Annotated in this window: 13 protein-coding genes; 3 read left to right on the top strand and 10 right to left on the bottom strand. The window is 51.7% G+C overall.

The features are described 5' to 3' along the window. Window positions 1-8: 8 nt before the first annotated feature. Window positions 9-947 carry a 1-phosphofructokinase gene (gene pfkB / locus H027_RS0106405; RefSeq protein ID WP_024871660.1) on the bottom strand — a complete coding sequence of 313 codons (939 nt, stop codon included), beginning with the start codon at window positions 945-947 and terminating at the stop codon, window positions 9-11. Further along, window positions 940-2,070, bottom strand: coding sequence for a fused PTS fructose transporter subunit IIA/HPr protein (fruB, locus tag H027_RS0106400; protein ID WP_024871659.1), 1,131 nt, complete (start codon window positions 2,068-2,070; stop codon window positions 940-942). The genes pfkB and fruB overlap by 8 nt, the downstream gene beginning before the upstream one ends. Window positions 2,071-2,336: 266 nt before the next feature. Between fruB and cra the strand changes: the two genes are divergently transcribed. From cra to H027_RS0106385, 3 genes are all read left to right on the top strand, one after another. Continuing rightward, a complete protein-coding gene (gene cra, locus H027_RS0106395) occupies window positions 2,337-3,332 on the top strand; it encodes a catabolite repressor/activator (protein WP_024871658.1) in 996 nt (331 codons plus the stop codon). A gap of 71 nt (window positions 3,333-3,403) precedes the next feature. Next, complete coding sequence (locus H027_RS0106390; protein WP_024871657.1) at window positions 3,404-3,871, top strand: RpiB/LacA/LacB family sugar-phosphate isomerase; 468 nt, start codon at window positions 3,404-3,406, stop codon at window positions 3,869-3,871. 144 nt (window positions 3,872-4,015) lie between these two features. Beyond that, window positions 4,016-5,386, top strand: coding sequence for an MATE family efflux transporter (locus tag H027_RS0106385; protein WP_024871656.1), 1,371 nt, complete (start codon window positions 4,016-4,018; stop codon window positions 5,384-5,386). Window positions 5,387-5,411: 25 nt separating this feature from the next. On the opposite strand, the gene H027_RS0106380 is transcribed toward H027_RS0106385, so the two are convergent. The 8 genes from H027_RS0106380 to H027_RS17525 form a co-directional block, all read right to left on the bottom strand. Continuing rightward, the gene (locus tag H027_RS0106380; RefSeq protein WP_024871655.1) at window positions 5,412-6,845 is read right to left on the bottom strand and encodes an efflux transporter outer membrane subunit; all 1,434 of its coding nucleotides are present in this window, start codon (window positions 6,843-6,845) and stop codon (window positions 5,412-5,414) included. Beyond that, a complete protein-coding gene (locus H027_RS0106375; protein WP_024871654.1) occupies window positions 6,838-8,811 on the bottom strand; it encodes a MacB family efflux pump subunit in 1,974 nt (657 codons plus the stop codon). Before H027_RS0106375 ends, H027_RS0106380 begins: the two co-directional genes overlap by 8 nt. Window positions 8,812-8,813: 2 nt before the next feature. Further along, on the bottom strand, window positions 8,814-10,022 hold the full coding sequence (locus H027_RS0106370; protein ID WP_024871653.1) for an efflux RND transporter periplasmic adaptor subunit: 1,209 nt from the start codon (window positions 10,020-10,022) through the stop codon (window positions 8,814-8,816). 69 nt (window positions 10,023-10,091) lie between these two features. Further along, a complete protein-coding gene (locus tag H027_RS0106365; protein ID WP_024871652.1) occupies window positions 10,092-11,024 on the bottom strand; it encodes an EamA family transporter in 933 nt (310 codons plus the stop codon). A gap of 96 nt (window positions 11,025-11,120) precedes the next feature. Next, window positions 11,121-12,200: a molybdenum ABC transporter ATP-binding protein gene (modC, locus tag H027_RS0106360; protein ID WP_024871651.1), complete on the bottom strand. Its 1,080-nt coding sequence runs from the start codon at window positions 12,198-12,200 to the stop codon at window positions 11,121-11,123. Further along, a complete protein-coding gene (modB, locus tag H027_RS0106355) occupies window positions 12,193-12,870 on the bottom strand; it encodes a molybdate ABC transporter permease subunit (protein WP_152536751.1) in 678 nt (225 codons plus the stop codon). Before modB ends, modC begins: the two co-directional genes overlap by 8 nt. 12 nt (window positions 12,871-12,882) lie before the next feature. After that, the gene (locus H027_RS0106350; RefSeq protein ID WP_024871649.1) at window positions 12,883-13,734 is read right to left on the bottom strand and encodes a TOBE domain-containing protein; all 852 of its coding nucleotides are present in this window, start codon (window positions 13,732-13,734) and stop codon (window positions 12,883-12,885) included. A gap of 215 nt (window positions 13,735-13,949) precedes the next feature. Then, window positions 13,950-14,714: a helix-turn-helix transcriptional regulator gene (locus H027_RS17525; RefSeq protein WP_024871648.1), complete on the bottom strand. Its 765-nt coding sequence runs from the start codon at window positions 14,712-14,714 to the stop codon at window positions 13,950-13,952. Window positions 14,715-14,776 lie beyond the last annotated feature (62 nt).

Genomic DNA, 14,776 nt, shown 5'->3' with positions numbered 1-14,776 from the left:
CTTATTCCTTAACCTAATCTTTTCACGTCAATACGGGCCATCATGTCGGCCAGTTGCTGTTTATTAGGAACACCCACACCAATTTGGGTGACAGCCAGTGCTGATACAGCAGATGCAAGGCGGAGGATGGCTTCTTTATCCATTCCCTGACTCAGGCCCCAGGCAAAACCTGCTACCATTGAGTCACCAGCACCCACTGTGCTGACCACTTCCATCCGTGGCGGTTTTGCCGCCCAGCATTCACCATCAGCACACCAGAGAACACCGTCTGCACCACGGGAAATCACAACATTCGCGATACCTTCTGCACGGAGTTTTTCTGCTTCCTGACGTAATTCAGCTTCTGTTTCCAGTGGTCGACCAGCCCATTCAGCCAATTCATCTTCATTTGGCTTAATGAGGAACGGTTTTGCTTCCAAACCTTTGACCAACGCATTCTTGCTGCTATCAAACAGTACTTTCGCACCTTTTTGTTGCAGTTTCGCGATCAGGTCCCGACTTGCCTCTGCACTGATGCCACGCGGTAAACTACCGGCAAATACGACATATTCGTATTGGTCAGCCTGACGTAATAAACGCGCTTCAAATTCTTTTAGCTCGTCGTCAGCCACCGCCACACCAGGGAAGTTCAAATCGGTCACATCACCGTTGTCTTCCACCATTTTGACGTTAATGCGGGTATCACCCGGCACTGCCATGAAATGATCTGTCAGGCCACAATGCTGGAACAGATCACGAAAAGCCTGCTGGTTTCCGGCGCCCAGAATACCGGTGACGGCGACTTCAGCCCCCAAATCACGCAATACACGGGCAACGTTAATACCTTTTCCAGCCGGATGCAGACTGCCTGATTTAACCACGTTAACGCTGCCTACCTGGATCTGGCCGATGTGACCTGTCAGATCAAGCGCAGGGTTAAGAGTTACAGTCAGCAAAGGCTTACTCATGACCAGCTCCTTCACCTAAACCTTCGGCAATGGATTGGCCAATCTTGCTGATGGCCTGTTGTGCATCGTCACCCTTTGCAATGAACTGCAGGCGGTGACCACTTTTAACACCCAGACTGACCAGTTTCATCAGGCTCTTCGCATTGACAGATTTGCCATCACCATCTAGGTTGGCAACCCAGATTTCACTTTGGAATTCTTTGGCAACTTTCACTAGCGTCGCGCTTGGACGCGCGTGCAGACCATGCGGGTTGGTAATGGTGAACACACCTTCCAGACCTTCGATTGGTTTTTCAGTCAGCAGTTTGATGGCTTTCATGCTGTCTGCTGACCATAACTGCGCGATATTCTGTTCGCTGATCATGTCAACCAGACGTTCCAGTACCGGTTTGTGCAGAGCGTCTTGTGCTGCAATCAGCAAAAGACCTTGTACGGGCTGACCTGCGTGTTGGAATGGGACTGCCGGACGAACCAGAGAGACGGCAGTGCGTTTTACGCCAACATTGGTACGGGCCAGCCATAAGCCTTGACCCATCCATACAGGTGTGGAAGCCTGAATTGTGCTCGCGCCTTCAGCGTCGATAGCACCATTGGATTGCAGCAGAACACAGGCGGCAGATTGCAGGCCGAGAATGTCTTGTGCAGAAGCTTGTAATTGAACTGTGCTGTTATCTAACAACAGGGTTGGTGTTGGTTTTTGACCGCTGAGCAACTTGGCCAGGTCAGAAGTGCTGTTGCAGCGCTTTAAGTATTCAGCAACAGAGTCGTCAGCCAGAACACGAGTCAGCTGACGTAAGATACCTAAATGTTCGTCAGAGCGAGCGGCGATACCGATAACGACGTGAGCGATTTGTCCATCACCCCAGTTAACACCGTCAGCAAAATGTAAGACACGAACACCGGTCTGTTTAACTTGTTCACGGGTGTCGGTGGTGCCATGAGGAATGGCAATGCCGTTACCCAGATAAGTGGAATTCTGAGTCTCACGACGCAGCATACCATCAACGTAAGGTGCTTCGATCAGCCCAGCCTCGACCATCTTCTGTGCCACCATGCGAATGGCACTTTGTTTGTCGTCGGCTTTAGCCCCCAATTGGATATCTTGTTCCGCCAGTGTCAGCATGGCGTGTACCTCTCTTATAGTTGTGTCAGATATATGAAATCGAATAATTCGTAGAACTCAAACGATTCACCTTTCATATTCTGATCTATTTGTTGCAATTTTGGGTAATAAGATTGCAACTCTCGTTTGCCAAAAAGTAGATTAATCGTTTCAGTTCATATGCTGTATCGTTTCAGCTAGATATTCAAGTACTGCTTAATGTATAATCACCAGTAATTTGAAGTAGTGCACAATATACAGCTATAGAAACACGAAATGGGTGCCCAATGAAGCTTGAAGAGATCGCGCGTCTGGCGGGCGTATCCCGCACAACAGCAAGCTATGTGGTGAATGGCAAGGCTGAACAACACCGTATCAGTGAAAAAACCCGTGAGCGGGTGATGGCGGTGGTTAATGAATACAACTATAAGCCTGATCAGGCTGCAACCGCACTGCGGCTGGGCAGTAGCCGGCTGTTTGGTTTTATCCTGCCTGATCTGGAGAACACGAGTTATGCCCGCTTAGCGAAGCTGCTGGAAGCCGGGGCTCGTGAACACGGCTTTCAGCTGATCATTACCTGTTCTGACGATAATCCGGAAACCGAGAAGGCCTTGGCGGAAATGCTGGCCTCCCGTCGCATTGATGCGTTACTGGTTTCAACGGTCTTAGATCCGTATAACGATTTTTATCCCCGGTTACAGCAAAAAGGGTTACCCATCATTGCCATTGACCGTGCACTGGATGATGAGAAGTTTGCGTCAGTCATCAGTGAAGATCTGGATGGTGCCATCAAGCTGACGAATTCGCTGTTATCACCGTTACCCGCCAGCATTGGTTTACTGGGCGCGGTGCCGGATTTAGGTATTTCTCATGAGCGTGAGCGCGGTTTTCGCGCGGCCTTGCGCGCTGCTGAGGTCGATTTTGAACCGCTGGTTGGCTATGGCGAACATTTCAGCCGCAGCGAAGGTGCACGTATCTGTGCAGACTGGATAGCGCGCGGGATCATGCCGGAGGCATTGGTGACCACATCGTATGTGTTGCTGGAAGGGGTGTTGGATACCTTGCGAGAGCATCCGGAACTCATGCAGAAATTACATCTGGCGACATTTGGTGATAACCAGTTGCTTGATTTTCTGCCAGTTAAAGTGAATGCCCTGCCGCAGCAATTATCAATGATAGCGGCGCGGGCACTGGCATTGGCACTGGCTGCCACCGAACATAATTATACAGCAGGTATCGAGGTCATCCCTCGTCGCCTGAAAGTACGCAGTCGTGACGAATAATCACTGATTCTCAGTGTGCAAGAAGCGAGTGCAGCGATCTTATTGTGACTAGTACAGGTATGGAGCGTAACATGAAAATAGCAATGGCCAGTGATCATGCCGGTTTCTCTTTGAAAGAAGAAATCAAAGCTTATCTGCAAAGCCAGGGTCATGAAGTCCTGGACTTCGGAGCCCACAGTGAAGAAGCCTGTGACTTACCTGATACGGTTTATCCGGCTTCCTTGGCGGTCGGTGAAGGTAAGGCGGATCGCGGTATTTTTGTCGATGGCGTGGGCTATGGCAGTGCCATGATCGCCAACAAAATTTACGGCGTTTATGCGGCAGTCTGTCAGGATCCTTTCTGCGCCAATCTGGCTCGTTCCCATTCTGATACCAATGTGCTGTGTATCGGAGGCAAAATCATTGGTTCTGCCATTGCTATGGAAATTGTCAAAACCTGGATGACAACTGAATATCTGGGAACGACCGAAGAAAAATACCGTCGTCGCGTCGGTAAAGTTCAGGCTATTGCGGAAAAACACCTGCAAAAACTGGCATAACGCATCTCATGGGGAAAATCATTTTGGTTTTCCCCTCTTTTGCCAGATCTTAGGAAACGGGAATCATCTCTGCAGACGGCGGATTGTTTTCATTATTCAAACAGCGTCTAATCAACTCATTCTTTTTCCCGGTTTATCTCATTTATGACTTCGACTTCTGTGGTTCGTTCGCAATCACTGTTTCAGATAACCTGGCCATTATTTATTGATTTAGCTCTGCATTTTCTGACGGCAGCGCTGAATACCTTCATGGTCAGCCATGTGTCTTATCAGGCCGTTGCGGCATTATCCGTCGGTAATCAATTATTCGATGTCAGTATCACGTTATTTAACTTCGTAGGTATCGGGTCGAGTGTTGTGATCACGCAATATCTGGGGGCTGGCCAGCGGGATATTGCTAGGCGGGTCGTCCAACAGGCGATTGGCTTCAATGCACTGGTGGGATTAGTGGTAGTGCTGGGAGTGATCTTTGGTGCGACGCCGATCCTGCAGTTAATGAATATGCCGGCACATTTGCAATCAATGGGACAAATCTATCTGCAGATCATTGCCTTGTGTCTGTTGCCGGAAGCGATCGCGTTGTGTTTGGCGGCCAGTCTGCGGGCTTATGGTTATACACGGGAAGCCATGTATGTCACGGTGATCGTGAATCTGGTGACACTGGTGGGGAATGCCTTGTTGCTGTATGGCTGGTTTGGCCTGCCCCAGATGTCGGTCGCGGGGGTCGCCTGTTCGACGGTGATGGGGCGTTTACTGGGCGTGTCGCTGTTGGTTTGGCTGATCCGCCGTCGTATCGGATTACACCTGCACTGGCGGGAATGCAGTCGTTTTTCCACAGAAATCATCAGCAAAATTATGAAGATTGGCCTGCCAGCGGCGGGTGAAAACCTGTCTTGGATGCTGCAAATGATGGTGATCACGTCGTTTGTGGCCTTACTGGGTGACAAAATGCTGGCCACGCAATCGTATTTCTTCCAGATCAGCCTGTTCGTGATGCTGTTTGGTATTGCGATTGGGTTAGGCACCGAGATCATGATTGGCCATCTGGTTGGGGCCGGTGAGTTAGATCAGGCCTATCATCGTTTACTGCGTAGCCTGAAAATCGGGTTGGTTGTGACTATCGTGTCGGTTGCCATGGTGGTCGTCGCCGGGCCACACATCATGGGCTTATTTACCTCCGATGCTGTGATTTTGGCAACGGCCGGACACCTGTTTTTATTGAGTCTGATCCTGGAACCGGGGCGCACCTTTAACATCATTGTGATCAGCTCGCTGCGTGCGACGGGCGATGCGCGTTTTCCATTCCGCATGGCGCTGTTTTCCATGTGGGGAATTGCGATCCCAGTTGCCTATCTGTGTGGCATCCACTGGAGCTGGGGATTGCTCGGGATCTGGTGTGGTTTTGTGGTGGATGAATGGGTGCGTGGTTTGACTATGTTCTGGCGCTGGCGCAGTCGGCGTTGGGAAAAAAAAGTGCTGGTACAGCGAACTGTACCAGCCAAGCAGACACCTTAGTGTCGGTTTACACGGGATAAAACATTCAATTTGAAGTTGGCGTGATATCACCACCCAATGCTTGATACAGCGCTAATTGGGTGGTGAGTTGCTGGTAATGATTTTCCAGCAGGTTTTTCTCAGCCGTACGGCGATTCTCTTGTTGCTCCAGCCAACTTTGCATCTCAATATCACCGGCGTGATAGCGTACCGCTGTAATTTTTTCTGTTTGCTGTGCGAGTGCAAGCGCCTGCTGGAGTTGCTGGGCGGAGTTCAGATAATGTTGTCGTGCAGATAACTGGTTTTCGACTTCAGATAGCGCGCTGTAAAACGTTTGCCGGAAATTACGAACGGATTGCTCATAGATCACTTGTTGTTTGGCGGTATTCAGGCGGGCAGTTTGCCATTCGAGAAAAGGCAGAGTCAATCCGGCCCCGGCACTACCTGTCGGATTTTTCAAAACCGATTTTAACGCCTCGCTGCTGGTACTGAGTGCACCGGTCAGGCTAAATGTCGGGTAATAGCTTTTGCGGGTATATTGGCGGCTGGCATATTCCGAGCGAACCCGTAGTTCTGCGGCTTGAACATCAGGGCGATGTGCCAATACATCAGCCGGTAAACCAGCAGGAATGCCGGGTAATGCTGTGCTGGGCAGTGCGGATGGCGGTAGGATCTCGGCTTCTGGCGGTTGATCCAATAAAATCGCCAGCGAATTGTGTGTTTCTTCCTGTTGCTGGCGTAATGATTCCAGTGTGGCCTGCTGACTGGCGACACTCTGTTCAGCCTGTAACACATCCAATTTACCTACTGAACCTGCTTGATAATGCGCGCGTGCGATTCGTAATGATTGCTGCGTGTAAGCCAGGCTTTGTTGATTCAGGTTGAGTAAATCGTGCAGATAGTTTTGCTTCCAGTATAAGGTGGCCGTGGTGCCAATCATTGCCAATGCTGCCGCTTGCCGGTCTTGCTCGGTCGCCTGAGCCTCAAAATTGGATGCTGCGCGTTCATCTGCCAGTTTCCCCCATAAATCAATCTCATAGCTCAAGGTTAACGATGAGTTATATCTCATCGCGCTATTATTATTCTGCATATTATTCATGGTAGGCGGTGTGTTGCCTTGCGGCTCGGCGGCGGTGTTTGGCTGCCAGCTTTTTTGCTTGATGGCACTGATAGAGGTAGAGACATCGGGGGTGAGATTGGTTGCTGTCAGACCGGCATTCAGGCGAGCCTGTTTAACCTTCAGTGCGGCAACCGCCAAATCATTATTCTTGGTCAACACCTGTTCAATGAGGTGATTCAGTTTCGGATCCTGAAAGGCTTGCCACCAGTGCGGCTGACGTAGCACGGATTGGGCCGAATAGCTTTGCTGCTGCCAATGAACCGGTGTTTGTGGCGTCACGTCAGAAGCGGCGGGGGTTGCCCCCTGCTGGCTGCAGGCTGTTAATAAACAAAGGCAAAAAGAGAGGAGCGGTTTATTCACGGGCCAGTGCCTCTATCGGATCAAGTCTGGCGGCGTTACGGGCTGGCAAATAACCGAACAGTACGCCGATTAATGAGGAACAGAGAAACGCGGCAATTAATGACCAAATGGAAAAGGCCATCTGCATGCTGCTGACGAACAGCGAAAAAATGGCACTGACCCCAAAGGAAAATAAAATGCCTAAGGTGCCGCCCAGCAGGCAGACCATCACGGCTTCAATCAGGAATTGTTGCAGAATGTCTTGCTGCCGTGCACCGACAGCCATCCGGATACCAATTTCACGGGTTCGCTCTGTGACCGAAACCAGCATGATATTCATCACGCCAATTCCGCCGACAATCAGTGAGATCACGGCGATTGACGAAATCAATAAGGTCAGCGTGGCGGTCGTTTTTTCAATGGTTTGCAGAATGCTGTCGCTATTGCGGGTGTAAAAATCTTTACGACCGTGGGTGCGGGTCAGCAGCTTGATGATCTGCTGTTCGGCGATGCTGGTGGAGACGCCATCCTTGATCCGGACGGAGACCGAACTGAAATAATGTTGTCCCATCAGACGATACATCACCGAGGTGTAAGGCAGCCAGACATTCAGATTCTGGGAATCAAATGCACTTTTTTTCTCGGCCGTCACCCCGATGATCCGACAGGGCAGATTATTCAGCAATATGACGTTACCAACGGGATTGGTGTGCGCTCCATAGAGTTTGAGCAGGGTGTTATGATCGATGACCACCACGGGTTGCAGCGTCTCAACGGCGGTTTGGTCAAAGACCTTTCCGTAGGCGATCTGCAGATCTTTGACCTGAAAATATTGTCCCGCGACGCCATAGACCATAGCTTTCAACGCTTGTCCGCCGGTACGCAGTAACGCATTGGTACTGACACTGGGTGTCACACTGTCGGTGTACACCTGTCCACTCAACAGCGGCAGATCCTGAGGCGTGAGTGTTTGGATGGCGCTGGCATTCCGGTCGCCCCAATCCTTTCCCGGATAAACATCAATGGTATTGGTGCCCATCGAGCTGATATCGCTGATCACTTTGTTACGGGCACCCTGACCAACGGCCACGACACTGACCACGGCCGTAATGCCGATAATGATGCCCAGCATGGTGAGCAGAGTCCGCATCCGATGCGTCAGCATGGCGATCCAGGCCATATGGAACGCTTCGGCAAAACGGCTCCATTGTCGGAGCCACCACTGCGCATGTAAAGAACGCGGTTCCGGCGGTGTAAGCTCGGTTGCGTGAGCTGGTAAGACCAGCGGCACGGCGGTTTGCGGGCGATCGTGCATGATCTTGCCATCGCTGATCTCAATGACACGTTGCGCATGCGCGGCCACATTCGGATCATGCGTAACCAGCACCACGGTATGACCCTGCTGATGGAGCTGTCGCAAGATCTGCATGACCTCTTTGCCGCTCTGGCTGTCCAGGGCCCCGGTGGGTTCATCGGCTAAGATCACTTCGCCGCCATTCATCAGGGCGCGGGCAATACTGACGCGTTGCTGTTGGCCACCGGAGAGTTGCCCCGGGCGGTTATCCTTTTTATCGAGCAATCCCAAGCGATGCAGTAATGTCCGTGCTCGCTGGATCCGTGGCTGTTTGTGCTGAGCGGCATAGATCGCCGGCATTTCAACATTGCTTTCCGCTTTCAGATGCGAGAGCAAGTGATAGCGCTGGAAAATAAAACCAAAGCAATCCCGCCGCAGATCCGCTAATTGATCGCTGTTTAATGTGGTGGTCGGTTGTCCCTTGACGCAATAGTCACCCAGGCTGGGTCGATCGAGACAACCCAGAATATTCATCAGGGTCGATTTCCCCGAGCCGGACGCCCCCATGATCGCGACCATTTCTCCCGGATAAATCCGGAGACTGACCTCATGTAAGACAGTCAGCGTTTCATCACCGCTTTGAAAACGACGGCTGACTCGCTGGAGTTCCATAATAGGCTGCATCGCTGTCATCGTTATGGTCCGGGCGGCGGTGGCATCATGTGGTCGGATTTTGCCGTGGCATCACCACTGCTCACGCTATCCCCGAGGATAATTTCTTCCCCTTCCTGCAAGCCGTGGAGCACTTCGACATTTAACCCATCCTTCAACCCCAGTGTCACCAGCCGGGTTTTGGCGTGACCTTGTTCCAACACCCGAACGGTAGATTGCTGTTGCGGGGTTTTTTCCACCGCCGCCAGCGGAATAGTCAGCACATGCTTGGCTTCGCCGGTGATCATCGTGACCTGAGCTGTCATGGATATCCGCAGTCGATGGTCCGGATTCGGAATATCAAAAAGCCCATTGTAATAAATGGCACTGGAGGACGATGAGGAGGAAGAGGAAGACGACGAGCTGGAGCTACTCGAAGTGCTGCTGTCACTGCTATCGCTGGTGGAGGCCGGTTCAATGGCCCGCAGCGTAGCATAGTAGCGTTTTTCCGGTTCGCCCAGCGTCGTAAACCACACTTTCAATCCAGGCTGAACATGGATCACATCCGCCTCAGAAATTTCGGCCTTGACCGTCATGGTATCAAGATTGGCCAGCTTGATGATCGTCGGTACCGATTGTGATGCCGCCACGGTCTGCCCTTGCTTGGTCACAATAGAGACCACGGTTCCGCTGATGGGGGCGGTGATCCGGGTATAACCCAAATTGGCTTTGGCGGTATCGACAGAGACCTGCGCCGCTTGAATTTCGGCATCCAGCTGCTGGATGGCCGCCCGGGTGGTGTCCAGGGTTGCGGCCGCCTCTTCCAGACTGGCTTTTGACGTCGCATCCTGTTGCCACATCTGTTGCTGGCGGTGATAGGCCAGTTCATATTGGCGTAGCAAGGCTTGTTTGGCCTGTTTCTGTGCCTTGGCGCTGTCCAGATTGGCTTGTGCCTGACGGAGCGTATATTGCTGCAGCACAGGATCAATTTCGGCAATCAACTGACCTTTGGTGACTTCATCGCCCAAGGCCACCTTGAGGGATTTGAGCTGCCCTGACACCTGTGCGCCGACATTGACCTGATTGACCGCGTTCAATGTGCCGCTGGCCAATACGGTTTGTTCAATATCTCCATAGCGAACGGGGGCGGTGAGGTATTGCACCGGCGGTGGTCGGTGTAGCATGCCAACCGCAACCACCAGAACCACCACAGGTATCAGAAAATAGATCCATCGTTTTTTTAATAATGTCACGAGTGAGCTCCGCGCTTTTTCTCGTCAACATCATATCGGCTGCAAGTCAGGGATAGGCGAAGATTTACATTATTTTATTTCCGAGTTGGATTCGCTCGGACTCATTTTCGAAGCCGTTAAACGGCGCGCCTGAATCAAGCGTGGCCAAAAAATGTTGAGTAGCAAACCCAATAAAACCAGCAAAATCCCAGACCACTGCCAGAGATTCAGTTGTTCATTGAGAAATAAACGGGCACACAATAATCCGACCAGCGGCACCAGCAAGGTTAACGGTGCAACTTGTGCCACCGGATAGCTGCGTAATAATCGCCCCCAAGCCACATAACCATAGAGCGTTGCAATAAAAGCCAGATAACCGACAGCCAGCATGGAGGGCAGTTTGATCTGAAGTAAACTGTGGGCGACGACGCCGGGGCCATCAATCCAGCAAGAGGCGAGCAAAAATGGAATCGGCGGGATCAAACCGCTCCAGACCACCAGACTTAACAAATTCAGCGAACCTTGCCGTGAAATATGCCGGTTGATGATATTGCCGATCCCCCAGCAGCCCGCCGCACCAATCGTTAACAAGAAACCAGCCAGCGTCATACCGCCTTGCCCCTGTTGGCTTGCCAGCACACACAAGCCGAATGCGGCAATGCCCAGCGTCAGTGGTTGATGCGGCAACCAATGTTCACGCAGGAACAGTGCTGCAAACAGGAGTGTAAACAGAACCTGTGACTGCAAGACCAGGGAGGCAATACCGGCGGGCATGCCAATTTTCATGGCCGTAAACAGGAAGGCGAATTGCCCGAAACTGATGGTGAGTCCGTAAGCGAATAACCAATACCAGGCTATTTTGGGGCGTGGAATAAAAAAGACCGCCGGAATCGCCACCAAGCTGAAACGCAAGGCCCCGAGCAGTAAAGGGGGCAGACCATTCAACCCCCAGTGGATCACGACGAAATTAAACCCCCAGGCGAAGACAATGAGCAGCGCAAAACCCCAATCTTTGAGTAACATGAGACTCGATCCTTCCGAAGACAGAGGGTCAGTATAATCCTGACTGGTTCAGTCGGATACTCTCTGCTGTGTTCCTTTTTTGCTTCCATTTATCCCTTATTCCAACAGGGCGACGGCTTTGATTTGAACCCACAGCAACATGGCCGGTTGTAACTTAAGTGCCTGCGCAGAACGCTGAGTGATCCTCGCCAGAATGGGTTGTTGCCCCACTTTTAACTGGACCAGCAAATGACCGGGGGTATCCGCCGGGGCCATATTCATCAGGATCGCTGGTAGCAGATTCAGGATACTGGAGTCGACGGCCTTATGCAGGCTAAGGCTCACATCGCGGGCATCAATACGGCAGCGCACCCGACTACCGAGAGCCTGTTCCGTTTGTGCGACCAGTAACGGAATTTGATCCTCGGTTGTCAGCACTGCTAACCCGTCATCCTCTAATTCATGCAGTGTCATCTCCCATACCACGCCCGCGTTTTCAGTAAAACTCGCGGGCAGATCCAGCCGGGATAATGTGTCATTCAAGGCACCGCTGGCAACTACCTGACCGTGTTGTAGCAAAACGAGATGATCGGCCAGACGGGACACTTCATCGGCGGCATGACTGACATAGAGGATCGGAATCGACAACTGACGATGCAGGCGTTCCAGATAGGGTAATATTTCCTGTTTTCGTGCCTGATCCAGCGCAGAAAGGGGTTCATCCATCAACAGAATCTTGGGAGCCAGCAATAAGGCTCTGGCTATGGCGACGCGCTGGCGTTCTCCGCCGGAAAGCTGATGTGGATGGCGCTGTAGAAGCGGCTGAATACCCAGCAACTGACTGATATAACCCAGATCCACTTTAGGATGTTGCGCCGGCAAACGCTTGACCCCAAACAGCAGATTTTTTTCCACCGATAAATGGGGAAACAAACTGGCTTCCTGAAAGACATAACCGAGCGCCCGCCGGTGTGGCGGAATAAAAATATCGTTTGCCGAGTCCTGCCAGACCTCATCGCCGATAGCAATATAGGCATCAGGCAGTTTTTCCAGCCCGGCAATGGCCCGCAGACAGGTCGTTTTTCCGCAGCCGGATGGCCCAAACAAGGCGCTGACGCCCTGTGCGGGCAGTTGTAATGCGACATCCAGTGTAAAGTCGCCCCGTTGCCAATTCAGTCGGATATTCAGTTCAGACATGCTGCGTTCTCCGGCTGTTGCCAAACCAGTAAATCAGCAGCAATGACAACATCGCAAAGAGCACCAGACCGCCAGCCAGCCAGTGAGCTTGCTGATATTCCTGATTTTCCACATGCTCGTAGAGCAAAATCGACAGCACTTTGGTTTCACCGGGGATGCTGCCACCAATCATCAGCACGACGCCGAATTCACCGATACTGTGGCAAAATGCCATCACCGCAGCCGTAATGATCCCGGGACGTGCCAGCGGCAGGGCGACAGAGAAAAAGCGATCAAGCGGTGAGGCTCGTAAGGTCGCAGCCACTTCCAGCGGTCGACGTCCTATGGCTTCAAACGCGTTTTGAATGGGTTGAATCGCAAACGGTAAACTGTGAATGACCGCGCCCAATACAATCCCCTTAAAACTGAAGGGGAGGGCCTGCCAGTCCAAAGTCTGCAACAGTTTACCGACAGCACCGTGCGGGCCGAGCAGCAGTAGCAAATAAAACCCCAGCACCGTGGGTGGCAGCACCATCGGCAAGCTAAGAATGGCGTTATACAGCGGCTTATAACGACTATGGGTTTGCGCTAGCCACCAGGCAATCGGCGTGGCGACCAAGAGTAAAATCACGGTCACTAAGCCTGCCAGTTTCAATGACAGCCATACGGTGTCCCAGTCCTGCGTCATCATCATTTTTACTCTTTAGCCGGGGTAGCTGCACAACAACACTGACGATGCCTTAAATGCGGCACAGGCATCCTGTCCTTCCATTAACTGCATCTTATCGACGCTTTCCGTGGTCACGACGGCACACACCGTTTTGTCATCTGACAAATTGATCACGACCTCACTATTGACCGGGCCGCGGTGGATCTTGCTGATGGTTCCCCATAACTGGTTGCGCGGTGACAGTTTCAGTTTGCGATCGGTGACCAACATGACGGACGAGGATTTCACTAAGGCATATAACTCATGTCCCAGATTGATCCCCAAACTCTCGGCCGACTCACGGGTGATCACGGCAATCAGCTGCACATTGTCATCCAGCTGTAGCGTGACTTCGAAATCGACGGGTGCTGTACGCAGCGCCACGACGGTGCCGATAAACTGATTTCGGGCACTGCTGCGCATCGATATGCGCCGTAATAAACGACGAAATTGTGCAATATCGTAATAATTGTCATCTTGCTGACAAGGCTTCGCATGCAGTTGCTGCTGAATGCGGGAAAGCACCTGTTGATATTCCGTTTGCAAGGCCCGATACAGTGCCACCGTCTGTCTACCATAAGCGGTGAGCTGGGTACCGCCCCCGTTTTTCCCGCCTGCGGTACGGATCACCAGCGGTTGTTCCGCGAGATTGTTCATTTCATCCAAGGCATCCCAGGCGGCCCGATACGACATAGGGATGGATTTGGCTGCTTGCGACAGCGAACCCAGTCGTTCAATGGCTTCCAGTAAAAGGATCCGGGTATCCCCCAAAGAAGGCCCCACTTCGGTGCATAATTTCAATTCGCCCAACAAAACCGGTTGGCTGCTCACAAGTTGCCTCGACATCACTGACTCTCCAAATCCATAGATGTTATGCGTTTTAGCATATAGCGCAGAAACACCCGTGCTTCTGCATGGTATAAACGCAATGAGTGATGTCAAGGTAGGTGCAACAACTGTACCGCAACGACATAAAAGCTCTGCGTTCAGTGATATTTGCAGCGATGAGACAGTGACAGGAAGCGGTAGCCGGGTTGATGCCGGCTACCGTGATGACGCGGTTAAGCTGATAATGAGTGTGGATACTGGATCAGATTGGCCAAACTGATTCGGTTCATCGAGTGTGCCAGTTCACCGGTAATAATGTTTTTGGCAACAGTCTGATAACGGTTCTTGCACCCGCTTTTGCGGATGGCATTGTTCAAATGAAAGTTCACGGTACGCTCGGTGATCCCCAAGATCTGGGCTATCTCCCAAGAAGTCTTGCCTTCACTGACCCAGAAGAGGCACTCTTTTTCCCGTGATGACAAATAGGATTGCTCCGGAGAGAACAGGGGAATGGCCTGCTCCTGAATGATATGTCCCAGATAGCTGAGATGAAAATAATCCTGCAGCCGGATCGGTTCGCGCTGATGGCGGCTCAGCGCAAAATAGCCATAAAACCCGGTTGGGCCATGCAAGGGCAGTGCGATCCCTTCTTCCATACCAAATTGCCGCCAGCTTGCCATGGGCAGAAACGCTTCATGTTCGGGGCGGGCTTCAGCTTGCCAGAACAGGGGTCTGCTTTGTGACTGGGCGCGAAGGTAGAGCTGGTCGTTCTGGATCGTGGTGTTCTGGGCATAATGCTCCGCCCAGTGATCAGGGGTTTGCATCAGTAACGTCAGATCAGTTTGTTGCAGGCCCCGACGCAGAGTCAGGCAGAGTTGGTAATATTCAAAATTGTTAGCCGCACAGAGTTTTGACAGTTGATCGGCGAGGATCTCAGGAGTTTGGCAATTTTGAATACGGAAATGCCGCTCTTCCAGTGGAAAAGAATAGTTAATCATTATTTATCCCGTTTTATTATTTAGAGTAATTAGTTGTCAGTTGACAACGTCAAATAAGATAC

It is taken from the genome of Tolumonas lignilytica (assembly GCF_000527035.1).
In the GTDB taxonomy this organism is placed as follows: Bacteria; Pseudomonadota; Gammaproteobacteria; order Enterobacterales; family Aeromonadaceae; genus Tolumonas; species Tolumonas lignilytica.
This window is presented reverse-complemented; position numbering and strand designations above follow the sequence as displayed.

What these genes read in the sequence shown, in the direction of transcription:
- H027_RS0106390 (WP_024871657.1), top strand. Translation starts at nt 3,404, where the DNA reads ATGAAAATAGCAATGGCCAGTGATCATGCCGGTTTCTCTTTGAAAGAA.
- H027_RS17525 (WP_024871648.1), bottom strand. Translation starts at nt 14,714, where the DNA reads ATGATTAACTATTCTTTTCCACTGGAAGAGCGGCATTTCCGTATTCAA.
- cra (WP_024871658.1), top strand. Translation starts at nt 2,337, where the DNA reads ATGAAGCTTGAAGAGATCGCGCGTCTGGCGGGCGTATCCCGCACAACA.
- H027_RS0106365 (WP_024871652.1), bottom strand. Translation starts at nt 11,024, where the DNA reads ATGTTACTCAAAGATTGGGGTTTTGCGCTGCTCATTGTCTTCGCCTGG.
- H027_RS0106375 (WP_024871654.1), bottom strand. Translation starts at nt 8,811, where the DNA reads ATGACAGCGATGCAGCCTATTATGGAACTCCAGCGAGTCAGCCGTCGT.
- pfkB (WP_024871660.1), bottom strand. Translation starts at nt 947, where the DNA reads ATGAGTAAGCCTTTGCTGACTGTAACTCTTAACCCTGCGCTTGATCTG.
- H027_RS0106385 (WP_024871656.1), top strand. Translation starts at nt 4,016, where the DNA reads ATGACTTCGACTTCTGTGGTTCGTTCGCAATCACTGTTTCAGATAACC.
- modC (WP_024871651.1), bottom strand. Translation starts at nt 12,200, where the DNA reads ATGTCTGAACTGAATATCCGACTGAATTGGCAACGGGGCGACTTTACA.
- H027_RS0106350 (WP_024871649.1), bottom strand. Translation starts at nt 13,734, where the DNA reads ATGTCGAGGCAACTTGTGAGCAGCCAACCGGTTTTGTTGGGCGAATTG.
- fruB (WP_024871659.1), bottom strand. Translation starts at nt 2,070, where the DNA reads ATGCTGACACTGGCGGAACAAGATATCCAATTGGGGGCTAAAGCCGAC.
- modB (WP_152536751.1), bottom strand. Translation starts at nt 12,870, where the DNA reads ATGATGACGCAGGACTGGGACACCGTATGGCTGTCATTGAAACTGGCA.